The sequence below is a fragment of the Amorphus orientalis genome, from assembly GCF_030814015.1.
Taxonomy (GTDB): Bacteria; Pseudomonadota; Alphaproteobacteria; order Rhizobiales; family Amorphaceae; genus Amorphus; species Amorphus orientalis.
The window spans coordinates 1,695,162-1,718,635 of record NZ_JAUSUL010000001.1 but is presented as its reverse complement, the minus strand read 5'-3'; the positions used below and the strand labels follow the sequence as shown (position 1 = coordinate 1,718,635).

The window sequence follows — 23,474 nt, the reverse complement described above, 5'->3', positions numbered from 1 at the left end:
ATCGCACACCTCTCTTCAAGATCGAGGTGTCGGTATTGGGTTCCCATAGCGGCAACACCTTAGCAGGTTGTTGCACTTCGTTCGTGAGTTCAGGGGATCCAGGGCGAAAGGGGTCAGAGCTGGAGGGTTGCGTAAAGATCACGCCAGGTCGGATTGCCCGTCTCGATCAGTTCGAGCTTCCAGCGCCGCCGCCATTTCTTGATCTGCCGCTCGCGCTGGAACGCCACCTCCCGGGTCTCGTGCACCTCGTACCAGACGAGAGCCGACACCCGATACTGGCTCGCGAAGCCCTGTCGGAGCTTCTCGCGATGCTCGTGGACGCGCCTTGCCAGATCGTCCGTCATGCCGGTGTAGAGGGTCCCGTTCGGGGCGCTGGCAACGATGTAGACAAAGAAGGCCATCGGATGTCCGCTACCGGAGAGGGCTCCGTCAGCCTATCTTGAATTCCTGCGGCTGGTCGCCCTGGATCCCCGCTTTCGCGGGGATGAGCGGAGGTCTGAACACCGCTTGGCGGCCCCAAGCCCAATCTGCTCAACTCGCCCGCGGCTCGATCCGGTCCAATTCCCCCTCCATCTCCCGGCGCCGTTCCATCAGGTCGAAATCCGTCTGCAGGCCGAGGAAGAAGCCTTCGGACACCCCGAAATAGCGCGCCAGACGGAGATCGGTGTCGGCGGAAATCGCCCGCTTGCCGAGCACGATCTCGTTGATGCGACGGGGCGGCACGTGAACCGCCCGGGCGAGCGCATTCTGGCTGAGGCCCATCGGCTCCAGAAACTCGTCCAGCAGGATCGCGCCCGGATGCGGATTCGGCAGCAGTTCAGCCGTGATAGTCGACGATTTCGACATTGCTCGGTCCTCCGTCCGTCCACCTGAAACAGATCCGCCACTGCCCGTTGATCCGGATGCTGTGCTGTCCTTTGCGATCCCCCTTGAGGGCCTCGAGCCGATTGCCGGGGGGTACACGCAGATCCTCCAGAACACGGGCCTGGTTCATCATGCGGAGCTTGCGGAGCCCCACGGCCTGAATATCGGCGGGCAACCTCCGGCTCCGCCGTCCGGACCAGATCAGTTCAGCTTCGGGGTCGGCAAAGCTCCGGATCATGAGATGATATAACGCACCGCGTTATATAACGCAATACGTTATATATGACGCACACCGAGGTACGGGAAGCATGCGGGACGGCAGGGGCTACTCCTCCTCGCCGGGCCAGTCGACCAGGTGGTGCTCGTAGTCCTCCAGCTGCAGCCCCTCCTCGGAGATCGTCATGCCGCGCACGGAGATGCCGGCCTGATGCACCGTCTCCGGATCGCCGGAGACCAGCGGATGCCACCAGCGCAGCGTCCTGCCCTCGCCCACCAGCCGGTAGCCGCAGGTGGGCGGCAGCCAGCTCAGCTCCTCGATCGCCTTCGGGTCCAGCGGAATGCAGTCGGGCACCTCAACGGTGCGGTTCTCGTAGTCCCGGCAGCGGCAGGTGCCGTCGTCGAGCAGCCGGCAGGCGACGTTGGTCCAGTGGATCTCGCCGGTGTCCCAGTCCTCCAGCTTGTTGAGGCAGCAGCGCGCGCAGCCGTCGCACAGCGATTCCCATTCCGCCGCCGTCATTTCCTCGAGGCGCTTCACCTCCCAGAACGGACGCGCGTCGGCCGGCTCCGCCGGGCGGTCGCCGGCGGCAAGATCGGCAAGGGTCGGGGGCTCGCGTCGGTCGCGCATGGCCGGGGGCTCGCTCGAATGGATCGGGACGGGACCCGTCGACCGGATCCGCTCCCCCACACATAGCCATGCCGCCCCCGACTTCGAAGGGGTTTGAACCACGTCATGGACACATACTCCTCACACCAGCGTCGCGAATCACGGCTATCTCCAGCTTCGCGCAAGCTGACGATCCGATAATCTTTCGCCGAGACACCCCGAGCCACAACCGAAGGGCGATCCACGCGACCCACACCGCACGCGGAGGCGGCCATGAATTTTTCCGAAGAGATTCCCGCACGCCTGAACCGCGTCAGCCTCACCATCCCCAAGGCGATCGCCGCCTATGAGGAGGAGCTGGCCCAGCCGTTCGACGACGACCTGCTCTACATGGTCTTCCAGGCGAGCCTGTCCGCCCTCGGCGAGATCGAGCCGGCCGCGGAAATCGGCTGACAGCCACCGCCGGGCCCCGCTTTGCCTGGAACCGATGCCCGTCTGCGCGGTTCGGATAGACACGCGATGACTGCGCCCGTAACGTCGACGCTCCCGGATTGGACCTCGCACCGAGTGAACATGACCTGCCTTGGCTGCCGCGACGGCGCTGGCTTCACACAGCCCTTCTCCATGGCGTTCCAGCCCATCCTCGATCTACGGACCGGCTCGGTCTTCGCCCATGAGGCCCTGGTACGTGGCACAGGAGGCGAAGGGGCCTGGTCGATTCTCGGCCAGCTCACCGACGAGACGCGCTACGCCTTCGACCAGCAGTCCCGGGTGAAGGCGATCGAGATGGCGACGGCCCTCGGTCTGGTGGCGTCCGGAGCGGGGCTGTCGATCAACTTCACGCCCAATGCCGTCTACGAGCCGACCGCCTGCATCCGCCGCACCCTGTCGGCCGCCGACCGCTGCGGCTTTCCCCTCGACCGGATCATCTTCGAGTTCACCGAGAACGAGGATCTCGACGTCCCGCACGTCCTGAGCATCCTGGAAACCTACAAGTCGTTCGGGTTCCGAACGGCAATTGACGATTTCGGCGCCGGTCAGGCCGGCCTTTCGCGTCTGGTCCAGTTCCAGCCGGACATCGTCAAGCTCGACATGGAGCTGATCCGAGGCATCGATGCCGACCCGGTGCGTCGTTCGGTGGTGAAGCACATGCTGCGCCTGCTGGACGACCTCGGGATCCAGCCGGTGTGCGAGGGCGTGGAAACGGCAGACGAGTTGGCCGTCCTGGTCGATCTCGGGGTCGACCTGGTCCAGGGCTTCCACATCGCCCATCCCGCCTTCGAAGCGCTGGTGGAGCCGTCCGTCGGCTGAGCGCCGCCGGGACCTGGCCCCTGCACGACCGACGCGTTCAGCCCTCAGGACCTTCGTCGAGAAAGGTCCGGGCGGCCCGGTCCTCGATTTCAACGACCCACAGGTCCGGATCGAAATCGCGCTCGCGGGCGAGCCGGGCGTCTACGTCGGCTTCCGGCTCGGCCGTCATCAGCGGCTCGAACCGCCGGCTGCCCCAGGCAAGCAGGCCCTCGCCCTCAAGCGCCTGGGGCGCCGGGGCGAAGAGATCGGCGCTGCCGTCGAGCCGGTTGATCTTGACGAAGATGGCACCTGCCTCGGCGGCGCCCTTGCGCACGACCGCGCCGAAGACGCCCTCCGTCTGGCATCTGCGGAGATAGGCCGAAACCCAGACCGACGATGTCAGCCGCATGTCCTCAGCCTTCGGGTGCCGCCGCCACGACGCCGAGCCGGGCAAGCAGCGGGTCCGACACCGAGCCCGTCACGGAAAGCCCGTGGTCGAGCTCGTAGCGCCGGATCGCGCCCGCCGTCTCCGACCCGTAGATGCCGTCCACGGTGATCGGTCCGTAGCCTTCCGCGACCAGCGCCTCCTGCAGCCGGGTGACCGTCGTCCGGGACGGCGGAGGGCTCGTGTCCGGGTCCGGTTTCGACGCCTGGCTGCCGGCCGGGGTCGACAGGCTCGCCAGCAGCGCCACCGAGGGCGCGCCGGTCACCTCCAGCCCCATGCGCCGCTCGTAGGCGGAAATCGCGGCCGCGGTCGCCGGACCGTTCATGCCGTCGACGGTGTCGCGATAGAGCCCGCGCTCCTTGAGCGCGATCTGGATGTCGGCAACCAGATTGTCGGGCGGGGTTACGGGGCCGGCGTCCGTCTCCTCCGCCTCGCTCTCGGGCGGGAAGGAACCGGGCACGGGCGACGGCAGACCGCCGAGCGACGCAACCTGGGTGGGCCTGCCGAACAGCGGAGCCGGGTGCGGTCCGTCCTGGAGATAGAGCGCGTTCACCGAGACCGCCGCGAACACGAACAGCCCGGCCAGCGCCAGAAGCACCGGGCGCCGGCGCAGCGCGGCGAACAGCCGTGCGCGGAGCGGAGCCGCGTCGTGCCCCTCCTCGTCCAGGTCATACGGTTCCGGTTCCCTGCGGCTTTGACGTCGCGTCATCGCACCCATGGCTTCATCGCGTTTCGGTTGTCCAGCAAGGCGGCGCCGCGCGAAACCGGCCCCGCCCCTGGATCTCGCTTGCGGGCGAGTGTTGCCAGCCGCGCCTTAAGGAACGTTGAACCGCCGCCGCATTGCCGACCCGGCCGGCGCCGGAAATCGATCGAATCCGATCAATCGCAACAACCGAACCTTCAGCCGCGGCTGTCAAAGTCCGGATGACCACAGGTGGGATGCGACCGGCATCCCGCATCAACAGACGGATCACGTTCGGGCAAGACCTTATGATCGGTTTCCTCATCCGCGCGGCCTTCTGGTTCACCATTGTGCTGATCGTCCTTCCGTTCGCACACTCCAAGCCGGAAGAGACCGACGTCGCGACGACAGCGCCTGCACCGGAAAGCGACGTCTCCTCCCGCCAGGCGGTGACCGCCCTTCAGGGCGCCGTCAGCGACGTGTCGGGCTTCTGCGAGCGCCGGCCGGACGCCTGCGACGCCGGCAAGTCGGTCCTCACCGCCGTCGGCGCCCGGCTGCGCGATGGCGCCGAAACTCTGGTCTTCATCCTCGACGAGGCCCTGACCGACGACGAGCCGGCCCCCTCCGGAACCGGCAAGGCCCCCTCGGAGACCGCGGGCGCACCCGCCCCGGCCCAGACCGGCACGCTCACGCCCGCCGACCGGTCGCCGGAATGGCAGGGAACCGACGGCAAGCTACCGCCGGTCTGACGACCCGGTCACCCGTCTCCGTTTTGCCAACCCGCCTCAGCCCCTATATTGGAGCGGGATGGCGTATGGAGAGAGTATGACCGAAGCGACCCCGGACATTGCAGAGATCATCGAGGCCTTCGAGCTGATCGACGACTGGGAAGAGCGCTACCGCTACGTGATCGAGCTCGGCAAGAACCTGCCGGAGTTTCCCGAAGCCGCCCGGACCGACGCCAACAAGGTTCGCGGATGCGTCTCCCAGGTCTGGCTCGAGACGACCTTCGCCGACGAAGCCGACGGTCCGCACCTCTATCTGAAGGGCGACAGCGACGCGCTCATCGTGCGCGGGCTCGTCGCCATCCTGCTTGCGCTTTATTCCGGCGGCAGCGCGCGCACCATTCTGGAGACCGATGCCGAGGCGACCCTCGCCACGCTCGGCCTGCGCGAGCATCTGACGCCGCAGCGCTCCAACGGCCTGTCGGCCATGGTCCAGCGCATCCGCCGCGACGCGGACGCCGCCCTCGCCGCGGCCTGAGGCCGGCCTGGCCGGTCAGTCGCCGATCACCGGCCGGTAGTCGTCCGCCCCCCAGTGGGAGATGCCCCGCGACCGATCGGGGCCGGTGGCCGCTTCGCGGTAGCCGTAGTGACCGGCCAGCCGGGACAGGGCGATCAACAGCACCACCTTTCCCGAGCGCGCCGGCCACCCCCGCTCCCGCTCGACGTCTTCCAGCCCCTTCAGGAAGCAGCATACGTCGACGAGCAGCCCGGAAAGGTCGGGCCCGACCGCGGAGAGCGCCTCGTTCACGCGCTGTCGCGCGCCCAGCGCCGAATCGGTCAGCTCCTGGATGCCGCCTGCCCGTCCACCCCGTCCGCCGGCCGGAGTCCCGAGCGACCAGTCGATCCCCATCTTCGGCATGAGCTGCCCCCGGGTGAAATCCCGCCGCAGCCGTTCGCCCGCCGCGAACTGAGCCTCGCTGACCAGCGGATTTCCCGCCTTGTCCCGCCGTCTCGCCAGCCAGGCAAGCGGGCTTTCGGCATCGTTCATTCCCGGCCGATCGGGGTGGGCCGGTGACCGAAGCTGGCCCTTCATGACGTCCGTCCCGGGTGGTGAACCTCCACCGTCCTGCGGCTTCCCTCCAGCGACGCTTTCCAGGCCAGGACCACCGCCTCGATCGCGTCCAGCATCCGGTCGACATCGCCGTCGTCGCGGCGATCCTCGACCACCCGGCAGGCGTGGGACGCCGTGGTCCGGTCGCGGCCGAACACCTGGCCCGTTTCGGTCAGGGAGAGGCCGAGGGCGACATGGGCGACATACATTCCCACCTGCCGCGCGAACGCGACATTGGCCCGGCGCCGGGTCGGCGCCGAGAGCTCCTGCAGCGGCAAGCCGAAGGCGGCCGCAACGGTCGCCTCGATCACCCGTCGCGCCGCTTCGCGCTCCGGTTCGCCGATAGTCTGCCCCGCTCGCTCCCCTTGCCAGACAACCGGATCCGACGGTCCCCACATCGCTACGCACCTCCATCGCAAACGCTTCACGGTAGTCGGAATAGGAATTTTTTCCGATACCCATTTACGATCAGGCCGCGCGGCCGGGGATAAGTTTCGCGCGGATCGCGCATCGCGCTCCGACAAGACCGGAAAGATCCTGCCGTTGGAACAGGTCATCCCCGCAATCCGAAATTGTTTCGACATCAATGGCTTGGGTATCGCGTCGGTTGATCCGACCCCCTTGCGCGTCCACCGGGACAGTCTCCCTGCGGACCGTACGCGGCGGAGCATTTCGTGCCCGCGCTCATCCCCGCCCAGTGAGGCGAGCCGATACTCGGCCGATCACTCAGCCGGCGAGATCGAGACATGCACGAAGACGTCAGACGTTACGGAAGGCCTCTCCTCCCGGGACACCCGGCTCCGAGCGAGTCGCCCACGGACCTGCAATGGATGCGGCTTGCGAGCCTCATCCCGGTGAGCGAGGAGGAACTGCGGATGCCCACACCGGCCGTCCACCGGGAGGTTCGCGCCCGGCTGGCCAGGGCGCTGCGCGCGGAACGGCGGCTCGGCCGTGCCGGCCACTGGAGCTACGACCTCAACCGTCACCTCGCCCTCAAGCAGGCGAGCCGGCACTTCGGAGCAGCCCCCTGGAGCCTCCCCGCTTCGAAGGATCCACCTGGGCGATGAGAGGCGGCTCTGGCTTCCACCCTTTGAGCAAGCTCTGTTCGGTCAGCCTGGACAGTCGCGGCAGGCGATGCGCGACGGACAAGGAGAGCCGTGATCGTCCGGAAGCTGATGGAAAAGCGCACCCGAAACAGAAAATGCCCGCAGCGCGGCTGCGGGCATTTTCGATCGTTCGATCTCATGCCGTCGCCTGCAGCGACCGCACCAGATGATCAGGACTTGCGACCCTTGGTCGGCTTCGCGGCACTGCGCTGCTGGCCGAGACCCATGCGCTTGGCAAGCTCGGACCGGGCAGCGGCATAGTTCGGCGCGACCATCGGATAGTCAACCGGCAGGCCCCACTTCTCGCGGTACTCTTCCGGCGAAAGATTGTAGTGGGTCCGAAGGTGCCGCTTGAGCGACTTGAACTTCTTCCCGTCTTCCAGACAGATGATGTAGTCCGGCGTCACGGACTTCTTGATCGGAACGGCCGGCTTCAGCGGCTCCGGCTCCGGCTCCAACGCTTCGTCGCTGGTCTTGCGCAGCGCGCCGTAGACTTCGTGGATCAGACCCGGAAGATCCTGGGCTGCGACGGTATTGTTGCTGACGTAAGCGGAAACGATATCGGCCGTAAGGTCGATAAAATCCGCATCCTGCGTGATTTCGCTCATCTCATACTCGCTTTTCAAAAGGCTCGCCTCTCGATACCGGGCTTCGACAAATTTTTGTCAGAATTCGGGCCGCGGCAGAGGCGACCGCAACTTTTGTAGCCTCGATTCATCAAGGAGAATCGGCACTGTGCACGGATACATCAATGTATAAGTGCCACTTCTCAAAACACAAGTGCTGGCCACCCGCAGCTCTGAAAAAAAACTTCAAATCCCGGAAGTCTAAGGGGTGAATAGCGCGTACCTAGCAGCAGCTAACCGCACTTACAAGCGAGAACAGGCAACAGGACTGGGAAAGTGTACTTAGGCCGGCCGGCGCAATCAGCGAGCGCTATCTACGGTCTGATCGACGTCCCCGACGCCGCCCGGCTGGATCTCGGTATCCGACAAGGCATCGCGATACGTCGCTTTACAGGGACGATAGCCGACGAGATAGGCAGCCCGTGCAAGCAGATGCGCGGACAGGGGGGCGGTCAGCAGAAAGAAGACGACGCCCGCGATCGCCCGGGTGACCACGTCGAGTTGCTGCGAATCGACCGCCAACGCCAGGAGCAGCACCCCGGAGCCGAGCGTGCCGGCTTTGCTCGCCGCATGCATGCGCATGTAGACGTCGTCAAGGCGCACGAGGCCAATGGCCGCGACGAGCGCGAAGAACGCCCCGATCAGAAGCATGATGCCGACGATGACGTCGATGATCCCCGCGGCCATCAGGAGTTGCTCTCCTCTTCCAGCGCCTCGGGGACGTCTTCGGTCGAGCCGCGCGCGAGCACGAACCGGGCGAAGGCAACGGTCGACAGGAAGCCGATCAGCCCCAGGGCGATCGCGATGTCCACATAGAGATAAAAGCCGCTGTGCACCCCGAAGGTCGCGATGAAGCCGATCGCCACCGCGATCATCATGTCGAGCGCCAGGATCCGGTCCGGCAAGGTCGGACCGGTGACGATCCGGTAGACGATGACCGCGAACGACAGCGACAGAAGCGCGAACGCGACATAGACGCAGATCTGCTGGAAGTCGCTGACGGCGCTCATCGGAACGTCTCCATGATCTTCCGCTCGAAGCCGTTCTTGATGTCGGTGATCGCCGCATCGGGATCGGGCACGTCGATGCAATGAATGAACAGCGTCTCGCGGTCTTCCGACACGTCGATCGAAAGCGTGCCGGGCGTCAGGGTGATGAGGTTGGCAAGTAGCGTGATCTCGAAATCCCGGTCGACGGTCAGCGGATAGGCGATGATCGCCGGCCGCAGGTCGCGCCGTGGCGACAGGACGATGATCGCCACGCGCACCGACGACATGACCAGTTCCCAGAGAAACAGGCCGGCGAGCGACAGCCCCCGCCAGGTCCGCCCAAGGGAGCCGCGCGTGCCGATCTGCTCGCGGATCAGCCAGAGCGCCATGGCCGCCAGCACGAAGCCGAACAGCAGGTTGAGCGCCTCGAAGCTGCCGGTGACGGCGCCCCAGGCCACCGCAAGCAGCACGTTGGCGAGCAACACCGGCATCAGCGGCCTCCCTCTCCCAGCACCGTCTCGACATAGCTCGCCGGATCCAGCAGGGCCTCGGCCCCGGCCAGCGACGCCGACATGATACCCTCAGGAAGCACACCGAGCACGAAGATGATCGCCGCGAGGATCGCGATCGGGCCGAGCCACGCCGACCGGTTGTCGCCGTCCACGTTCGCCACGCGGATCGGCGCCTCCTGGGTGGCTTCGCGCCAGAAGGCCAGAAGCCAGATGCGCGCCATCGCGATCGTTGTCAGAAGGCCGGTGAACAGGATCGCTCCGGCCGCCCATCCCACGTCCGCCGCCACGCTGGCGCGCACCAGCATGACCTTGGGCCAGAAGCCGGAGAACGGCGGCAGCCCCGATACGGCGAATGCCAGCACCAGGAACAGGGCCGCGAACATCGGGTCGGCCCGGTAGAGACCGCTGGCGGAATGCAGCGAGGACGAGCCGGCGATCCGCTCCATCCCGCCGGCCGCGAAGTAGAGTGCCGTCATGACGAGGATCGAATGCACCGCATAGAACACGGTGCCGGCCAGAGCGCCTTCCGAGCCGATCGCGATGCCGACCAGCATGTTGCCGATGCCGCCGATGACGACGAAGCCCAGCAGCCGGCGGACCTCCGTCTGAGCGAGCGCGCCGAACGCCCCGACGAACATGGTGAGTACGCCCACCCACAGGATCACGGTGCTGAGATCCACGTGGCTTGCGGGAAGCAGCATGACGAAGACGCGCAGCAGCGCGTAGACGCCGACCTTGGTGAGCAGTCCGGCGAACACCGCCGCCACCACGATCCGGGGTGTGTGATAGGCCGCGGGCAGCCAGAAGTTCAGCGGGAAGGCCGCGGCCTTCATCGCGAAGGCGACGAAGAACAGCACCGTGATCGCGGCAATCGGGGCTTCCGGGCTGAGGGTCTGAAGCGACAGCGCGATGTCGGCCATGTTCAGCGTGCCGACCAGGCCGTAGAGCAGACCGACCGCGATCAGGAAGAAGGTCGTGGCGAGCAGGTTGAGCACGCCGTACTTCACCGCTCCGTCCAGCTGGGCCCGCTCGCCGCCGAGGATGAGCAGCCCGAACGACGCGATCAGCAGAACCTCGAACCAGACATAGAGGTTGAAGATGTCGCCGGTCAGAAAGGCGCCCGACACACCGGTGATCAGGAGCAGATAGAAGGTGTAGAAGCCGAACCGTCGTCGGCCGATGTCGATGTCGGCCGAGGCGTAGATTGCGCCGACGAGGCCGACGACCGCCGTGGTCAGCGCCAGCAGCGCACCGAGAATGTCGACGGCGAAGACGATGGCGAACGGGGGCAGCCAGTTGCCCATCGCCATGATCATCGGACCGTCGGTTGCCACCTTGCCGAACAGGCCGGCGTTCAGGAGGACCAGCAGCCCCATGATCAGGATGGTCAGCTTCGCCTGAAGCGCCCCGCGCGAGCGCAGCACGAGGCACAGGGCGCCGCCGGCCAGGGGAAGCGCGACCGGGGCGATGACGAGCCAGTCGACCGCGGCCAGCGGTTCGACGATCATCGCCTGGGCCTTGTCTACGGAATAGGACGGACCCGCCACGTCAGTACTCCATCGGCGGCAGGCGCCGTTCGGCCGGCTCGGCGTCGCGCATTTCGTCGACGTCGTCCGTCCCCAGTTCCTGGAACGCGCGATAGCTCAGGATCAGGAGGAACGCGAACAGCGAGAAGGAAATCACGATCGCAGTGAGGATCAGCGCCTGGGGCAGCGGATTGGCGACCGTTCCGGCCACCGTCGGCAGGTCCGTCGGAATGACCGGCGGAACCGCCACCGTAAGCCGCCCCGCCGTGAAGATCAGCAGGTTGACCGCGTTGCCCAGGATGACGACGCCGATCAGGATCCGCACCGTCCGCCGCGACAGGATCAGGTAGATCGCGGACATGAAGAACACGCCGACCAGGAGCGCCAGAACGGTTTCCATCAGTCCTGCTCCGGCTCTTCGAGGGTCAGTCCGATGGTCGAGATCGCGCCCACCACGGTGAAATAGACCCCGATATCGAACAGGAGCACCGAGGAGAGCGCGAGATCGACGCCGAGAACATGAATCGTGACCCACAGGCCGCTCAGGAACCCCATGCCCGCAAACAGCGACAGGAAGCCCGAGACGGCCGCGAGGAACACCCCGAAACCGGCCAGCGCGATCGGATGCACGACCATGGCGCGCCGCACCGGGGCGACGCCCCAGGCGATGCCGTAGGTGGCGATGGCGGACGCGGCGATGAGACCGCCGATGAAGCCGCCGCCGGGCTCGTTGTGGCCGCGCAGAAGGACGAAGACCGAAAACAGCGCGGCCAGCGCGGCGATATAGGGCGCGATCGTTCTGAAGATGATCGTGCTCATTGATCCAGCGCCGCCTCCTTCAGGGTTTCGCCGTCCTGCAGGTTCGGCCGGGTGAGTTCGCCCCGGTTCTCCCGGCTCTTGAGCCGGATGACCGCAAGGATCGCCAGGCCGGCGGTCATCACGACGGCAATCTCGCCGAGGGTGTCCAGTGCCCGGAAGTCGACGATGATGACGTTCACGATGTTGCGGCCATGGGCGATGACCCGCGAATAGTCGGCGAAGAATTCCGACACGCGCGGATCGAACGGCTGTTCGACGACCGAGATCAGGATCAGCGCGAATGCGCCGCCGCAGGCGATTGCGAGTGCCCCATCGCGCAGCCGGGTGCCGAAGGGCCGGGCATCGGTGGGACTCAGATTGAAGCGCGTCATCACCAGGGCGAGGATGATCACCGAGAGGATCTCCACCATGAACTGGGTGAACGAGAGATCCGGTGCGCCGTAGAGCATGAAGATGATCGCGACCATGGTGCCCTGGATGCCGAGCGTCACGATGGCGATGAGACGGGTGACGGCAACGAGGACCGCCCAGAGGCTGACCGCGGCGATCGCGAGAACCGCCCAGAAGTAGAACGGCGCGTCCGGCACCAGGAAGTGCAAGCGCGGGAACTCGCCGAACACCCACATCGGCACCAGCAGCGACGCGGCGATCACGACGAAGGTGATGGTGACATAGCCCTTCATGCGGCCGGGCTGGAGAATGTCACTCAGGCCGCTCGCCAGGAAGACGAGGCTGCGCAGGAGCTGGTCGAAGCCCCGGTCGGGACCCCAGCCGATCCCCTCGAGCACCGAGACGATCCCGGCCCGCAGGGCGTTGAACAGCAGGACCGCGACGAGACCGAGGGCGATGGTGATCAGGGTCAGCACCACCGGCGGCTTCAGTCCGCTCGGGATGAGATGCAGGTGGAGCTCGACGGCCGTGCCGGCGACCGCGCTCGTCATCGGCGCGACGAACGTCTCCCCCACCAGCGCGATGGCCAGTCCGCCGCTCAAGGACAGAAGCCCCAGCACCACCGGTCCGGCCCAGAGCGAGATCGGCCCTTCGTGGGGCGACTTCGGCATCTCCGGGCGCGGCCCGAAGAACGGCTTGATGACCAGTATCACGGCCACGGCGAACATGAGCGCGTTGCCGATCACCGCCACCACGAGGGCGAGCGACACGCCCGAGGCCAGCCACACTCCGTCATAGAGCACTTCCTTGGCCACGAAGCCGATCATCGGCGGCAGGCCGGCCATCGACACGCAGGCCACGAGGGCGGCCAGGAAGGTGATCGGCATCTTGCCCGCGAGCCCGCCGAGCTGCCCGATCTCCCGGGTGCCGGTCTCGTGGTCGATGGTGCCGGCGACCATGAACAGCGCGCCCTTGAACAGCGCGTGGGCGATCAGATAGGCGACCGCACCGGCAATCGCCGCCTCGGTGCCGATCCCGGTCAGCAGCACCAGAAGCCCGAGCGACGCGACGGTGGTGTAGGCGAGGATCTGCTTCAGGTCGGTGTTGCGGACGGCCAGCACCATGCCCGTCAGGAACGTCGCGCCGCCGAAGATCGGCAGGATCGTCGTCCACAGCGCGGTGTCGCCGAGCGCCGGGTTCATCCGCATCAGGAGATAGACGCCGGCCTTCACCATTGTCGCGGAATGCAGGTAGGCGGAGACGGGCGTCGGCGCCTCCATGGCGTTGGGCAACCAGGAGTGCAGCGGCACCTGGGCCGACTTGGCGAACGCCCCGCCGAGGACCAGAAGCAGGATCGGCAGGTAGACGCCGCTCTCGCGCACCATGTCGCCGCCGGCCAGCACGTCCGACATGCTGGTGGCGCCCGTCGCGACCATCAGGACCAGGAAGCCCGCCAGCAGCGCCAGGCCGCCGCCGCCGGTGATCACAAGGGCCTGCAGCGCCGCACGGCGCGCGGCCGAGCGCGTGTGATCGAAGCCGATCAGCAGGAACGACGTGATCGACGTCAGTTCCCAGAAGACGAACAGGGCGAGCAGATCGTCGGCCAGGACCAGGCCGAGCATCGCGCCCATGAACAGGAGGATGAAGGAAAAGAACCGCCCCTGCTGGGCATGGCCCTTCAGGTAGCCGCCGGAATAGATCACGATGAACGTGCCGATGCCGGTGATCAGGAGCGCGAACACCAGCGACAGCCCGTCGATCCGCATCGAGTAGCGAATGCCCAGGCTCGGCGCCCAGTCGTAGCCGGCCATCAGCACGGCGCCGTGGGCGATATCGGGGATCATCGAGGCGAAATGCGCGAACAGCAGCGCCGGTACGATCGCCAGAATCCAACCCGCACGGTGCCCGGCGATACTCGTCAGCCACGGGCCGAGAGCAGCGGCGGCGAACGGCGCGAGCGCTATGAGCAGCGTTGCGTCGATCGCACTCGGCGTCATGCGCAGGCGCCTCCTGGATTATCCGGTCAAACAGGCCGGAGAGAATTTGGGACCCGAACGTCGGACTGACGGCTGAGATCGCCGTCCCTTGCTTTTTGACATATCGTTCGGGTCGGCGGGGAGCAAGCGACAGCATGTCGAAAATTTGGAGTGACGCGTCTCATCCCTCTGAAAGGCGGCTTCCTTGAGCAGAGCCGTCCGGCATCCTAAGTACGGCCCCACGGACAGGAAGACGTGCGGGAGAGATCCGGCGCGGAAAGGAACGAGTGATGACCGACACACCGGTGAAAGTGCAGAAATCCGACGCCGAGTGGCGCGCCGAACTGACCCCCGAGCAGTATGCGGTCACCCGCCAGCACGGGACCGAGCGCGCCTTCACGGGTCCGCATCTCGAGGAGAAGCGCCCCGGCGTGTTTCACTGTGTGTGCTGTCACGCACCGCTGTTCCGCACCAAGACCAAGTACGAATCCGGCAGCGGCTGGCCGAGCTTCTACGAGCCGATCTCGGAGGACGCTGTCAAGCGGATCGAGGATCGGTCCTACGGAATGGTGCGGGTCGAAGTCCTCTGCGCCACCTGCGACGCCCATCTGGGCCACGTCTTTCCGGACGGCCCCGAGCCGACCGGCGAGCGCTATTGCATGAACGGCGTCGCCCTCGATTTCGAGCCCGCCGCCGATGAGTGAGGCGGCCACCGTCACCGGGGACGAAGCCCCGATCGCGCGCACCTCCCCCGTCGAGCGCACCGTCCAGGGCCACGCGCTGGTCGATCCCTATGCGTGGCTGAGGGCCGACAACTGGCGGGAGGTGATGCGGGATCCGAGCGTGCTCTCGCCGGAGATCCGCGGCTATCTCGAAGCGGAAAACGCCTATGCGGAGCGCCGCATGGCTCCGACCGACGAGCTCCGCCAGACGCTGTTCGCCGAACTGAAAGGCCGGATCAAGGAAGACGATTCGACCGTGCCGACCCCGGACGGTCCCTACGCCTACGCCGTTCGCTATCTGGAGGGCGCCGAGCATCCCCTGATCGTCCGCACTCCGCGCGCCGGCGGTGAGGAAACCGTGCTTCTCGATGCCAACGCGGAGGCCCGCGACAAGAGCTATTTCCGGCTCGGGGGCATGGACCATTCGACCGATCACCGGTGGCTCGCCTGGGCGGCCGACGAGACCGGCGGCGAGATGTTCACGATCAGGATTCGCGACCTGGACAGCGGAACGGATCTCGACGAGCGGATCGAGCACACCGCCGGAAGCGTGGTCTGGGCGGCCGACGGCAGGACCCTGTTCTACGTCCAGCTCGACGACAACCACCGCCCGGCCCGGGTCTACCGCCATACGCTCGGCACGCCTTCTGAGACCGATGTTCTGGTCTACGAGGAAGCCGATCCCGGTTTCTTCGTCGGGGTCGGGCGCAGCCTGTCCGATCGTTTCATCGTGATCGACACCCACGATCACGAGACCTCCGAGGTCCACCTGATCGATGCGGCCGTACCCGACGGTCCGAGCCATTTGGTCGCCCCGCGCGTTGTGGAGCAGGAATACGACGTCGACGACCGGGGCGATCGCCTCTACGTGCTGACCAACGCCGACGGTGCCGAGGATTTCAAGATCGTCACCGCCCCGCTGGACAATCCCGGCCGGGAGACCTGGCGGGAACTGGTCCCGCACGTTCCGGGCCGGCTGATCCTCTCCATGACCGTTTTTTCCGGCCATCTGGTCCGGTTGGAACGGGAGGACGGCCTTCCGCGGATCGTCGTCCGCGATCTGGAGACCGGCGAAGAACATGCGATCGCCTTCGACGAGGAGGCCTACAGCCTCGGCCTGGCGGGCGGCTACGAGTTCGACACCACGACGCTGCGCTTCACCTACTCGTCGATGACGACGCCGGCGCGGGTCTACGACTACGACATGGTGTCCCGCCAGCGGACCCTGCGCAAAGAGCAGGAAGTCCCCTCCGGCCACGATCCGGACCACTACGTGACGCGCCGGCTCCATTTCACCGCACCCGACGGCGAGAGCGTTCCGGTCTCCATCCTCTATCACCGGGACACGAAGATCGACGGAACCGCCCCGTGCCTTCTCTACGGCTACGGCTCTTACGGGATCACAATCCCGGCCGGCTTCTCCACCAACGCGCTGTCGCTGGTGAACCGCGGCTTCGTCTATGCGATCGCCCACATCCGCGGCGGCCGCGACAAGGGCTACCACTGGTACCGCGACGGGCGCAGGGAGAAGAAGGAGAACACGTTCACCGACTTCATCGCGTGCGCCGAAGGGCTGGTGGCGGACGGGTGGATCGCGCCCGACAGGATCGTCGCCCAGGGCGGCTCGGCCGGCGGCATGCTGATGGGCGCGATCGCCAATCTGGCGCCCGATCGCTTTCGCGGCGTGGTGGCCGAGGTTCCCTTCGTCGATGTCCTCAACACCATGCTCGACGAGACCCTGCCGCTCACGCCGCCGGAATGGCCGGAATGGGGCAATCCGATCGAGGACCCCGAGGCGTTCGAACGTATGCTGCGCTACAGCCCCTACGACAACGTCACCGAGAAGGCCTATCCGGCGATGCTGGTGCTCGCCGGCGTGACCGATCCCCGGGTGACCTACTGGGAGCCCGCGAAATGGGTGGCGCGGCTGCGCGCCAGCGCGACGAACGATCCGCTGATCGTGTTCAAGACCAACATGGACGCCGGTCACGGCGGCGCGTCGGGCCGCTTCCAGCGGCTCGAGGAGGTGGCCCTGATTCAGGCATTCGCGCTCGCCATCACGGAAACCGAGGCTGCAAAGATCGCCTGAAGCGCCCAGCCGCCCGGCCCTTTCGGATCGGGCGGCGCTGGTCAACAAGGGGTCGTCCCCTAGTCGGATCCGGACCCTTTTCCCGATCCGGATCGGCTCGGGAAGCCGGCTGCCATCTCCGGCCAATCCGCGATCAGGGCGTCGCGGGCGCGCAGACCCGGGGAGACCGGATGGCGCTCCTCGTCCCGGATGAGGCGTGCGAAGACATAGGCGTCGTCGCCCTTCTCCGCCCAGCCCACATACCAGCCCCAGCCCCGCGCGCGATCGAAGCCACCGCCCGGCAGCCGGGGGAAGGCACCGCCGGTCTTGCCGTGGATGGTCCAGCCGTCGCCGCCGTCGCGGATCTCAACGATCGCCCGCGTCATCGTCATGGCTTCGCCGGAAACCGGCAGCGTTCCGGTGACGAGCTTCTGAAGGAAGCCGACCTGCTCGCGCGGCGAAACCGTGAGCGACGAGGCGATCCAGGCCCGGTCGAGGCCGTTGTCCTGGCCGGGATCTCCGGAGAAATCGGCGTTGCCGTAGCCGAACGCTTCGGCGTAGCGGCGAAGCCGGTCGGCACCGAGGGCGTGGGTGATCTGCTGGGAGTACCAGACGACGGAATATGTCAGCCAGCGGGTGGGATCGGCCGGCTGCTTCCAGGCGTCGATCCAGGCGACATAGCCATCCTTGTAGGGCAGAAGAGGTGCGTGCGGCCCCTTCAGGAAACCCGCATCGAACCCCATGACGGCGAGCGGCAGCTTGAAGGTCGATGCTGGGGTGACGCGGGTACTGCAATCGCCCTCTTCCAGCACCGTGCGGCCGCTTTCAGCTTCCGCCACGAGCGTGCACAGGGTGGCCGACCAGGCGGGAGCGGCTGCGCCCGCAAGCATAGCCACGGATGCAAGGATCGTCAGTATCGCCCGCAGGGTGCGCTTCGTTTCCGGCATTGAGCCTGCCCTCTCCCGGTGTTGCCAGCCGCATCCGACGTGACGGCGAATGGCGGCGAGGCAAGGGCAGAGCCGGCCGATCCCCGGGGATCGGCCCGATCATGGTAAAGGGATGGTTAACGCCGGCGGAGGATCAGCTCCGGGGCGGCGAGGAGCGCTCCGGCCGTGATCAGCACGCAGGCCGCCACCACCGGCCAGGTGAACGTCCCGTAGCCGAACGCGATCAGGATGATGGCGGAGAGCAGCGGCGCCAGACAGGCCGACGCGCCGAGCACCTGGATGTTGCCCCGTTTCAGCCCGTAGTCCCAGATGAAGAAGGCGGCGCACCGGGAGAGCACCGAGCGCCAGCACGGCCAGCCACTGGCCGAAAATCGTCTTGTATGGCGACGACCGAACGGCCTTCGAAGCGTCCGCGCGAAACAAGGGGCGCACCGGTCCGGCGCGCCCCCCGACGTCTCAGGCCTGTCGGCATCACCCGACGTAGGCGTTGTCGTCCCGCTTGATCGCGATGATCGAGGAGCGCGGCAGCTTGCCCTCGCCGTCCGGGAACGGCGCATCCGGGTGCTGGATACCGACGAACATGGTGCGACGGTCGGCCGACCAGCACAGCCCGGTCACCTCCGACCCGTTCGGGCCGGTGAGGAAGCGCTCGATGCGGCCCGTGACCGGATCGCCGGCGAGCATCTGGTTGTTGCCGTTTCCAGCGAAGTCGCCCTCGTTGGAATAATCGCCGTCGGTCTGGATCCAGACGACGCCGGTCGTGTCGACGGCCATGCCGTCCGGCGAGTTGAAGAGATTGCCTTCGTTGACGTTCTCCGACCCGGCGTAGGCGCCGTCGTGGACGGTGGGGTTGCCCGCCATCACGTAGAGATCCCAGTCGAAGCTGTCGGACGCGTGATTGCCCGAGGCCGGACGCCAGCGCACGATCTGACCGTACTCGTTCGCTTCGCGGGGGTTCGGGCCGCCGACCGGCTGCTCGTCGCCGCCGGCATTGGTCTTCACGCCACGGTTCTTGTTGTTGGTGAGCGCGCAATAGGCTTCCGCGGACACCGGATTGACCGCAACCCATTCCGGACGGTCCATCGTCGTGGCGCCGACCTTCGACGCGGCGATCCGGGTGAAGATCGCGATTTCCGGTGCCGACATGCCGGTCGCGTCGGGCGTCAGGGCGACCCATTCGCCGGTCATGTCATCGTTGAACTTCGCGACATAAAGCTGACCGTCCTCGAGCAGCGTCGAGGTGTCACCGCCCGGCACGTACACGTCGTTCGAGACGAACCGGTAGAGGAACTCGCCGCGCTCGTCGTCGCCCATGTAGACGACCACGCGTCCGTCCGGGGCGAGCGTCACTTCGGCGTTCTCGTGCTTGATCCGGCCGAGCGCGGTGCGCTTCACCGGGGTGCTTTCCGGGTCGGACGGATCGATCTCGACCACCCAGCCGGCGCGATGCGGCTCGTTCGGGTTCTTCGACGTGTCGAAGCGGCTGTCGTACTTGTGGTACTCGTAGTCCCAGCCGTCCTTGGACAGGCCGTAGCGCTTGTAGCCCTCGGCAATCTGCTCCGGATAGTCGACCTCTTCGGTGGCACCGAAGTAGCCGTTGAAGTTCTCTTCACAGGTCAGGTACGTGCCCCAGGGCGTCTGGCCCGACCCGCAGTTGTTGAACGTGCCGAGGCTTTCGGTCCCGGTCGGGTCGGCCTCGGTCTTCATCAGATCGTGGCCGGCCGCCGGGCCGGAAATCTTCATCGGCGTGTTGTGGGTGATGCGGCGATTGAGCGGGCTGTCGACGACGATCGCCCAGCCGTCCGGCCCTTCGGCGACTTCCATCACCGCGACGCCCTGCAGGTTCTGCAGCTTACGCACGTCCTCGGCGCTCTGCGGCAGGCCTTCCGGGGCGTTCGGCAGGTTGACGGCGTTGTTGGTGTACTCGTGATTGACCGCGATCACCTGCTTCCCGTTGACCAGGAAGAACTCCATTCCGTCGGTGTTCTCGCCGAACACCTTCGCGGCGTCGTCGGCGCTTCCGGCGGTTTCCTGATCGAGCTCCGGCACGCCGGAGAAGAGCGGATCGCCCCAGCTCGCCAGAACTTTCCAGCTATAGCCTTCCGGAACGTGAACGGTCCCGTCAGTCGCGGTCGGAACCGGCTTGAACGCGAACCGCTCGCTCTGCTGCGCGAGCGCCGGGATCGCGTCGAACAGGCCCGCGCCCATGACGGCCGCGCCCGAACCGAACGCGAGCACGCCACCCAGGAATCCGCGGCGCGACAGGGCCCGCTCGACGACGGCGTCGAACTGGGTCTCTTCGGGGCGAGGAAAGTTCACCTCGTCCCATTCATCTGCGGACATTCGAATCGGCTTTTCGTCGGACATGCGTTTTTCCCCATGACGAACAGACTGGCGCGGCCGAAACCTGCGCCGGTTGGCACCATCGAATTCGTCTAATTCGCGTATTGAACAGCTTGATGAAGGTCCCGTGACCATCGACACGTTTTTGACCCTATCCCTGATCCGAAAGCCGACGGATGACAGGACCGGCGTGCGCGGTGCTGGCCGGAAATGCACAACGTGCGGTGCGAAGCTGGACTAGAGTGGGGTCAGTGCGTCGATTGGCCACAAGAAGACGACGGCGCGCCGGACAGCGGGAAGGCTCCGATCTCATCGCAGGGAGCCGACCGCCCCACCAGAGCATCGGGAGCAATGACCATGCCTATTTCCATCAGGGGTGCCGCACTTGCCGGAGGCATCGCGGCGTTCGCCGCCGCGACGTCGATGGCGACGGCCCATCCTCTCGACGGCCTCACCGAAGCGGAGATCACGGAAGCGGTCTCTCTGCTGAGAGAAAGCGGCGACGCCGGCGACGACACGCTGTTTCCCTACATCTCGCTGAAGGAGCCGCCCAAGGACGTGGTGCTGGCCTGGCAGGAAGGCGATCCGGAGCCGCGCACCGTCACGGTGCACCTGAAACGCCCCGACGGCGCGTTCGTCGCGGAAGTCGATCTCGCCGACGACAGCGTCACGTCCATCGAGCCGGCGCCCGGCGAGACCATGATCCTGTTGGCAGAGTTCCTGGAGGCGATGCAGCTCGCCACTTCCGCGCCGGAGTTCGTGGAAGGCCTGGACAAGCGCGGCCTGACGCCCGACGACGTCTTCTGTCTCCCGCTGACGGCCGGCTCCTTCGGTCTGCCGGAAGAAGAAGGCCGGCGGCTGATGAAGGTCCCCTGCTACGTCCTGCCGGAAAGCTCCAACTTCTACGCCAAGCCCATCGAGGGGCTTTATGCCGTGGTCGATCTCAACGCCGACGAGGTGGTCGAGGTGTTCGACACCGGCGTGGTGCCGATACCGGAGGACGGCTGGGGGTACACGGACGCGGAGGTCGCCGAACGCACCTCGCTGCGGCCGGAGATGAACCCCGCCAACCTTTCCCAGGAAGGCGACCCGAACTTCTCCGTCGTCGACGGGCTGGTCGCGTGGGACATCTGGCGGTTCCGGGTGCGCGTCGACAAGCGGCCCGGCGTGGTCATCTCCAACATCGACGTGAAAAACCAGGACGACTGGCGCGAGGTCCTCTACCAGGCGCACCTGTCGGAGGTGTTCGTGCCCTACTCCGATCCGGATGAAGGCTGGTACTGGCGCACCTACATGGACTCCGGCGAGTACGGCTTCGGCATCTTCCTGAGCCCGCTGCGTCCGGGTGTCGATTGCCCGGCGTACGCGACCTATCTGCCCGCCGTGGTCCACACCGACGAAGGCGAACCGCTCTCCATCCCGGGCGCCATCTGCATCTTCGAACGCAATATCGGCGACCCGGCCTGGCGGCATTTCGAGATCTTCGCCCAGTCCGAAGATCAGTTCGTGCCGGCGGAAGGACGCCCGGCGACCCAGCTCGTGGTCCGCTCCGCGTCTGAAGTCGGCAACTACGACTATCTCGTCGACTACGTCTTCCATCAGGACGGCCGCATCGACGTGATGGTGGGCTCCACCGGTCTCGACGCCGTGAAGGGGGCTGCTGCGGAATCCATGTCCGATCCGACGGCCCGGGAGGAAACCCGTTACGGAACCCTGATCGCGCCCAACCTGGTCGCACCGAACCACGACCACTACTTCAACTTCCGGCTCGATTTCGACGTCGACGGGCGCGACAACACCTTCATGCGCACCGGCATCGTCAAGGCGGAGGTGCCGGACGACATTCCGCGCCGCTCCATGTGGGTGACGGAATCGAAGGCGGCCACGACCGAGCTCGAGGGCCGCTTCAAGATCAATCCGACGACGCCGGCCATGTACCACCTCATGAACATGGGCGCCGACGGTCCGCTCGGTCACAAGCCCGGCTACATGATCATTCCGAACAACTCGGTGGCCTACGGACCCTACGACTACGAGAACGACCCGCCGATGAAGCGGAACGCCTATATCGAGTACACGATCTGGAACACGCCCTACTCGCCGGACGAACGCTATGCCGGCGGCGAGTTCGCGTTCCAGAGCGACGGCTCCGATACGCTGGCCACCTGGGTCGAACAGGATCGGCCCATCGAAAACACCGACATCGTGACCTGGTACACTGTCGGCTTCCACCACGTCCCGCACACCGAGGACTGGCCGGTGATGTCGACGATGTGGAAGGGCTTCATGCTGCGGCCGTTCAACTTCTTCGAGTACAACCCGGCGCTCAGCATCCGCACCCCGGAAGACCTCGACGCCGAGTAGGACACTGACCGGGCGGCGGGCCGCACGGCCCGCCGCACGCGTCGGCCCGCGTTGACAAGTCCGCCGGTTTTCAGGGACGCTCACCGATCGGATTATTTCGGAGGCTGGGCGATGACAGCCGGCGTCCTCGACACACCGACAATTTCCAGCGCTCCCCTGTCGTTGATCGCCGACGGGCTCGAAGCCAACAGCATCGACGCCGGCCGGGCGTTCGCCGAGCACGGGCTGACGCGAACCGCCTCGGCGGACGGGGTGATTCCGCTCAGCCGCTTTGCCGGCCTGCTTCAGACCGCCGCCAGCGCAGCCGATCCATCGCCCAGGATCTGGCTCACCGGGCGCGCGATCGCCGCTCCCTCGCTCGGCAGCCTGTTTGCCGATCACCGATCCGAGCCCCGGCTCGGTGGCCTGCTCTCCGGCATCATCGCGGAACTGAACGCCATCCAGACCGGCTCGGACTTCTCCCTCGGTGTGGACGCCGACGTCTGCACGGTGTCCTACCGGATCGTCGATCCCTCGATCTGGCCGCGCTCCCGCGACGCGGAGTTCACCCTCGGCTTCTTCGAGGGCGTGATCGAGGCGGCCTGCGGCCTTCGCTCAGGCTTCCTCGATGCCATCGCCTTCGAGCACGGCCGCGACAGCCGCGGCGAGATCGCCCGCCATGCGGGCCTCCCCCCGATCTTCGAGGAACCCACGAACTACCTTGCCTTTCCGGTGGGTCTTCTGGACGCGCCCATCGTCATCGAGCCGGATCCCAAGCCGACCGCGGCGTGGGCGGCCAGCCCCCCGATCTCACGGGCGCCTGTCGGCGACGAAGTCGCCCTGGCGATTTACCGGCGGGTCGGCCAGGGCGCTGTCTCCCAGGAGCGGATTGCCGAAGACTGCGGCATGTCGGAGCGCAGCCTGCGCCGGCTCCTCAGGGAAGACGGCGTCTCGTTTCGCGATCTTCTCGACCGGGCGCGGATCGCCTATGCCCAATGGGCTCTTGCCGCCACCGACCTGCCCGTGTCGGAGATCGCCAACCGGGCCGGCTACGCCGACCAGAGCGCCTTTTCCCGCGCCTTCCGTCGGCGGACCGGCAGGACACCGAGCACGTTCCGGCCGGCCGGTCCGGCGGCCCGGCCACACGACTGATCCCGGTTCCGCCAA

28 protein-coding genes are annotated in these 23,474 nt (G+C 66.5%); 9 read left to right on the top strand and 19 right to left on the bottom strand.

Annotation, left to right across the window (positions count from 1 at the left end):
* Window positions 1-113: 113 nt before the first annotated feature.
* The 4 genes from J2S73_RS07850 to J2S73_RS07835 form a co-directional block, all read right to left on the bottom strand.
* On the bottom strand, window positions 114-401 hold the full coding sequence (locus tag J2S73_RS07850; RefSeq protein ID WP_306884915.1) for a GIY-YIG nuclease family protein: 288 nt from the start codon (window positions 399-401) through the stop codon (window positions 114-116).
* Between the two features lie 130 nt (window positions 402-531).
* Window positions 532-846: a HigA family addiction module antitoxin gene (locus J2S73_RS07845; protein ID WP_306884914.1), complete on the bottom strand. Its 315-nt coding sequence runs from the start codon at window positions 844-846 to the stop codon at window positions 532-534.
* Window positions 818-1,102 (bottom strand): type II toxin-antitoxin system RelE/ParE family toxin, encoded by a 285-nt coding sequence (locus J2S73_RS07840; RefSeq protein ID WP_306884913.1) that lies wholly within the window; start codon window positions 1,100-1,102, stop codon window positions 818-820. The genes J2S73_RS07845 and J2S73_RS07840 overlap by 29 nt, the downstream gene beginning before the upstream one ends.
* An 87-nt stretch (window positions 1,103-1,189) precedes the next feature.
* Window positions 1,190-1,708, bottom strand: a complete 519-nt coding sequence (locus J2S73_RS07835; protein WP_306884912.1) for a YcgN family cysteine cluster protein — start codon at window positions 1,706-1,708, stop codon at window positions 1,190-1,192.
* A gap of 252 nt (window positions 1,709-1,960) precedes the next feature.
* Here J2S73_RS07835 and J2S73_RS07830 point away from each other — a divergent pair, with 252 nt between their 5' ends.
* Both J2S73_RS07830 and J2S73_RS07825 read left to right on the top strand, forming a co-directional pair.
* Window positions 1,961-2,140 (top strand): hypothetical protein, encoded by a 180-nt coding sequence (locus J2S73_RS07830; RefSeq protein ID WP_306884911.1) that lies wholly within the window; start codon window positions 1,961-1,963, stop codon window positions 2,138-2,140.
* A 66-nt stretch (window positions 2,141-2,206) separates the two neighbouring features.
* Window positions 2,207-2,998 carry an EAL domain-containing protein gene (locus tag J2S73_RS07825; protein ID WP_306884910.1) on the top strand — a complete coding sequence of 264 codons (792 nt, stop codon included), beginning with the start codon at window positions 2,207-2,209 and terminating at the stop codon, window positions 2,996-2,998.
* A 37-nt stretch (window positions 2,999-3,035) separates the two neighbouring features.
* On the opposite strand, the gene J2S73_RS07820 is transcribed toward J2S73_RS07825, so the two are convergent.
* Together J2S73_RS07820 and J2S73_RS07815 are read right to left on the bottom strand one after the other, a co-directional pair.
* Window positions 3,036-3,386 carry a DUF1491 family protein gene (locus J2S73_RS07820; protein WP_306884909.1) on the bottom strand — a complete coding sequence of 117 codons (351 nt, stop codon included), beginning with the start codon at window positions 3,384-3,386 and terminating at the stop codon, window positions 3,036-3,038.
* A gap of 4 nt (window positions 3,387-3,390) precedes the next feature.
* Entirely contained in the window at window positions 3,391-4,131 is a 741-nt protein-coding gene (locus J2S73_RS07815; RefSeq protein ID WP_306884908.1) for a peptidoglycan-binding domain-containing protein, read from the bottom strand.
* Window positions 4,132-4,412: 281 nt separating this feature from the next.
* On the opposite strand from J2S73_RS07815, the gene J2S73_RS07810 reads away from it, so the two are divergent.
* Both J2S73_RS07810 and J2S73_RS07805 read left to right on the top strand, forming a co-directional pair.
* A complete protein-coding gene (locus J2S73_RS07810; protein WP_306884907.1) occupies window positions 4,413-4,853 on the top strand; it encodes a DUF5330 domain-containing protein in 441 nt (146 codons plus the stop codon).
* A 76-nt stretch (window positions 4,854-4,929) separates the two neighbouring features.
* Window positions 4,930-5,367 carry a SufE family protein gene (locus J2S73_RS07805; protein ID WP_306884906.1) on the top strand — a complete coding sequence of 146 codons (438 nt, stop codon included), beginning with the start codon at window positions 4,930-4,932 and terminating at the stop codon, window positions 5,365-5,367.
* A gap of 15 nt (window positions 5,368-5,382) precedes the next feature.
* On the opposite strand, the gene J2S73_RS07800 is transcribed toward J2S73_RS07805, so the two are convergent.
* The gene (locus J2S73_RS07800) at window positions 5,383-5,877 is read right to left on the bottom strand and encodes a DUF6456 domain-containing protein (protein ID WP_306884905.1); all 495 of its coding nucleotides are present in this window, start codon (window positions 5,875-5,877) and stop codon (window positions 5,383-5,385) included.
* A 41-nt stretch (window positions 5,878-5,918) separates the two neighbouring features.
* A complete protein-coding gene (locus tag J2S73_RS07795; protein WP_306884904.1) occupies window positions 5,919-6,338 on the bottom strand; it encodes a helix-turn-helix domain-containing protein in 420 nt (139 codons plus the stop codon).
* Between the two features lie 432 nt (window positions 6,339-6,770).
* Here J2S73_RS07795 and J2S73_RS07790 point away from each other — a divergent pair, with 432 nt between their 5' ends.
* Entirely contained in the window at window positions 6,771-7,007 is a 237-nt protein-coding gene (locus J2S73_RS07790; protein ID WP_306884903.1) for a hypothetical protein, read from the top strand.
* A gap of 209 nt (window positions 7,008-7,216) precedes the next feature.
* Here J2S73_RS07790 and J2S73_RS07785 read toward each other — a convergent pair whose 3' ends face one another.
* The 8 genes from J2S73_RS07785 to J2S73_RS07750 form a co-directional block, all read right to left on the bottom strand.
* A complete protein-coding gene (locus tag J2S73_RS07785) occupies window positions 7,217-7,654 on the bottom strand; it encodes a Ros/MucR family transcriptional regulator (protein ID WP_306884902.1) in 438 nt (145 codons plus the stop codon).
* Between the two features lie 318 nt (window positions 7,655-7,972).
* Window positions 7,973-8,359, bottom strand: coding sequence for a monovalent cation/H(+) antiporter subunit G (gene mnhG / locus J2S73_RS07780; protein ID WP_306884901.1), 387 nt, complete (start codon window positions 8,357-8,359; stop codon window positions 7,973-7,975).
* Window positions 8,359-8,682 carry a cation:proton antiporter gene (locus J2S73_RS07775; protein ID WP_306884900.1) on the bottom strand — a complete coding sequence of 108 codons (324 nt, stop codon included), beginning with the start codon at window positions 8,680-8,682 and terminating at the stop codon, window positions 8,359-8,361. Before J2S73_RS07775 ends, mnhG begins: the two co-directional genes overlap by 1 nt.
* Window positions 8,679-9,152, bottom strand: a complete 474-nt coding sequence (locus J2S73_RS07770) for a Na+/H+ antiporter subunit E (protein WP_306884899.1) — start codon at window positions 9,150-9,152, stop codon at window positions 8,679-8,681. Before J2S73_RS07770 ends, J2S73_RS07775 begins: the two co-directional genes overlap by 4 nt.
* The gene (locus J2S73_RS07765; RefSeq protein WP_306884961.1) at window positions 9,152-10,681 is read right to left on the bottom strand and encodes a Na+/H+ antiporter subunit D; all 1,530 of its coding nucleotides are present in this window, start codon (window positions 10,679-10,681) and stop codon (window positions 9,152-9,154) included. Before J2S73_RS07765 ends, J2S73_RS07770 begins: the two co-directional genes overlap by 1 nt.
* A 40-nt stretch (window positions 10,682-10,721) precedes the next feature.
* Entirely contained in the window at window positions 10,722-11,099 is a 378-nt protein-coding gene (locus J2S73_RS07760; RefSeq protein ID WP_306884898.1) for a Na+/H+ antiporter subunit C, read from the bottom strand.
* Window positions 11,099-11,518 carry an MnhB domain-containing protein gene (locus tag J2S73_RS07755; RefSeq protein ID WP_306884897.1) on the bottom strand — a complete coding sequence of 140 codons (420 nt, stop codon included), beginning with the start codon at window positions 11,516-11,518 and terminating at the stop codon, window positions 11,099-11,101. Before J2S73_RS07755 ends, J2S73_RS07760 begins: the two co-directional genes overlap by 1 nt.
* A complete protein-coding gene (locus J2S73_RS07750; RefSeq protein ID WP_306884896.1) occupies window positions 11,515-13,905 on the bottom strand; it encodes a putative monovalent cation/H+ antiporter subunit A in 2,391 nt (796 codons plus the stop codon). Before J2S73_RS07750 ends, J2S73_RS07755 begins: the two co-directional genes overlap by 4 nt.
* Window positions 13,906-14,174: 269 nt before the next feature.
* Here J2S73_RS07750 and msrB point away from each other — a divergent pair, with 269 nt between their 5' ends.
* Complete coding sequence (msrB, locus tag J2S73_RS07745; RefSeq protein WP_306884895.1) at window positions 14,175-14,588, top strand: peptide-methionine (R)-S-oxide reductase MsrB; 414 nt, start codon at window positions 14,175-14,177, stop codon at window positions 14,586-14,588.
* On the top strand, window positions 14,581-16,695 hold the full coding sequence (locus J2S73_RS07740) for a S9 family peptidase (protein WP_306884894.1): 2,115 nt from the start codon (window positions 14,581-14,583) through the stop codon (window positions 16,693-16,695). The genes msrB and J2S73_RS07740 overlap by 8 nt, the downstream gene beginning before the upstream one ends.
* Before the next feature lie 59 nt (window positions 16,696-16,754).
* Here the strand turns inward: J2S73_RS07740 and blaOXA are convergent, their stop codons facing one another.
* The 3 genes from blaOXA to J2S73_RS07725 form a co-directional block, all read right to left on the bottom strand.
* The gene (blaOXA, locus tag J2S73_RS07735; RefSeq protein ID WP_306884893.1) at window positions 16,755-17,621 is read right to left on the bottom strand and encodes a class D beta-lactamase; all 867 of its coding nucleotides are present in this window, start codon (window positions 17,619-17,621) and stop codon (window positions 16,755-16,757) included.
* A 116-nt stretch (window positions 17,622-17,737) separates the two neighbouring features.
* A complete protein-coding gene (locus J2S73_RS07730; protein WP_306884891.1) occupies window positions 17,738-17,959 on the bottom strand; it encodes a hypothetical protein in 222 nt (73 codons plus the stop codon).
* Window positions 17,960-18,092: 133 nt separating this feature from the next.
* Window positions 18,093-19,988 carry a PhoX family protein gene (locus tag J2S73_RS07725; RefSeq protein WP_306884890.1) on the bottom strand — a complete coding sequence of 632 codons (1,896 nt, stop codon included), beginning with the start codon at window positions 19,986-19,988 and terminating at the stop codon, window positions 18,093-18,095.
* 333 nt (window positions 19,989-20,321) lie between these two features.
* Here J2S73_RS07725 and J2S73_RS07720 point away from each other — a divergent pair, with 333 nt between their 5' ends.
* Window positions 20,322-22,328 carry a copper amine oxidase gene (locus tag J2S73_RS07720; protein ID WP_306884889.1) on the top strand — a complete coding sequence of 669 codons (2,007 nt, stop codon included), beginning with the start codon at window positions 20,322-20,324 and terminating at the stop codon, window positions 22,326-22,328.
* A gap of 111 nt (window positions 22,329-22,439) precedes the next feature.
* Entirely contained in the window at window positions 22,440-23,459 is a 1,020-nt protein-coding gene (qhpR, locus tag J2S73_RS07715) for an AraC-like transcriptional regulator QhpR (protein ID WP_306884888.1), read from the top strand.
* The last annotated feature ends 15 nt before the right edge of the window (window positions 23,460-23,474 follow it).

Coding starts and splice junctions, on each gene's coding strand:
- J2S73_RS07850 (WP_306884915.1), bottom strand. CDS start 401: ATGGCCTTCTTTGTCTACATCGTTGCCAGCGCCCCGAACGGGACCCTC.
- J2S73_RS07845 (WP_306884914.1), bottom strand. CDS start 846: ATGTCGAAATCGTCGACTATCACGGCTGAACTGCTGCCGAATCCGCAT.
- J2S73_RS07840 (WP_306884913.1), bottom strand. CDS start 1,102: ATGATCCGGAGCTTTGCCGACCCCGAAGCTGAACTGATCTGGTCCGGA.
- J2S73_RS07835 (WP_306884912.1), bottom strand. CDS start 1,708: ATGCGCGACCGACGCGAGCCCCCGACCCTTGCCGATCTTGCCGCCGGC.
- J2S73_RS07830 (WP_306884911.1), top strand. CDS start 1,961: ATGAATTTTTCCGAAGAGATTCCCGCACGCCTGAACCGCGTCAGCCTC.
- J2S73_RS07825 (WP_306884910.1), top strand. CDS start 2,207: ATGACTGCGCCCGTAACGTCGACGCTCCCGGATTGGACCTCGCACCGA.
- J2S73_RS07820 (WP_306884909.1), bottom strand. CDS start 3,386: ATGCGGCTGACATCGTCGGTCTGGGTTTCGGCCTATCTCCGCAGATGC.
- J2S73_RS07815 (WP_306884908.1), bottom strand. CDS start 4,131: ATGACGCGACGTCAAAGCCGCAGGGAACCGGAACCGTATGACCTGGAC.
- J2S73_RS07810 (WP_306884907.1), top strand. CDS start 4,413: ATGATCGGTTTCCTCATCCGCGCGGCCTTCTGGTTCACCATTGTGCTG.
- J2S73_RS07805 (WP_306884906.1), top strand. CDS start 4,930: ATGACCGAAGCGACCCCGGACATTGCAGAGATCATCGAGGCCTTCGAG.
- J2S73_RS07800 (WP_306884905.1), bottom strand. CDS start 5,877: ATGAACGATGCCGAAAGCCCGCTTGCCTGGCTGGCGAGACGGCGGGAC.
- J2S73_RS07795 (WP_306884904.1), bottom strand. CDS start 6,338: ATGTGGGGACCGTCGGATCCGGTTGTCTGGCAAGGGGAGCGAGCGGGG.
- J2S73_RS07790 (WP_306884903.1), top strand. CDS start 6,771: ATGCGGCTTGCGAGCCTCATCCCGGTGAGCGAGGAGGAACTGCGGATG.
- J2S73_RS07785 (WP_306884902.1), bottom strand. CDS start 7,654: ATGAGCGAAATCACGCAGGATGCGGATTTTATCGACCTTACGGCCGAT.
- mnhG (WP_306884901.1), bottom strand. CDS start 8,359: ATGGCCGCGGGGATCATCGACGTCATCGTCGGCATCATGCTTCTGATC.
- J2S73_RS07775 (WP_306884900.1), bottom strand. CDS start 8,682: ATGAGCGCCGTCAGCGACTTCCAGCAGATCTGCGTCTATGTCGCGTTC.
- J2S73_RS07770 (WP_306884899.1), bottom strand. CDS start 9,152: ATGCCGGTGTTGCTCGCCAACGTGCTGCTTGCGGTGGCCTGGGGCGCC.
- J2S73_RS07765 (WP_306884961.1), bottom strand. CDS start 10,681: ATGATCGTCGAACCGCTGGCCGCGGTCGACTGGCTCGTCATCGCCCCG.
- J2S73_RS07760 (WP_306884898.1), bottom strand. CDS start 11,099: ATGGAAACCGTTCTGGCGCTCCTGGTCGGCGTGTTCTTCATGTCCGCG.
- J2S73_RS07755 (WP_306884897.1), bottom strand. CDS start 11,518: ATGAGCACGATCATCTTCAGAACGATCGCGCCCTATATCGCCGCGCTG.
- J2S73_RS07750 (WP_306884896.1), bottom strand. CDS start 13,905: ATGACGCCGAGTGCGATCGACGCAACGCTGCTCATAGCGCTCGCGCCG.
- msrB (WP_306884895.1), top strand. CDS start 14,175: ATGACCGACACACCGGTGAAAGTGCAGAAATCCGACGCCGAGTGGCGC.
- J2S73_RS07740 (WP_306884894.1), top strand. CDS start 14,581: ATGAGTGAGGCGGCCACCGTCACCGGGGACGAAGCCCCGATCGCGCGC.
- blaOXA (WP_306884893.1), bottom strand. CDS start 17,621: ATGCCGGAAACGAAGCGCACCCTGCGGGCGATACTGACGATCCTTGCA.
- J2S73_RS07725 (WP_306884890.1), bottom strand. CDS start 19,988: ATGTCCGACGAAAAGCCGATTCGAATGTCCGCAGATGAATGGGACGAG.
- J2S73_RS07720 (WP_306884889.1), top strand. CDS start 20,322: ATGCCTATTTCCATCAGGGGTGCCGCACTTGCCGGAGGCATCGCGGCG.
- qhpR (WP_306884888.1), top strand. CDS start 22,440: ATGACAGCCGGCGTCCTCGACACACCGACAATTTCCAGCGCTCCCCTG.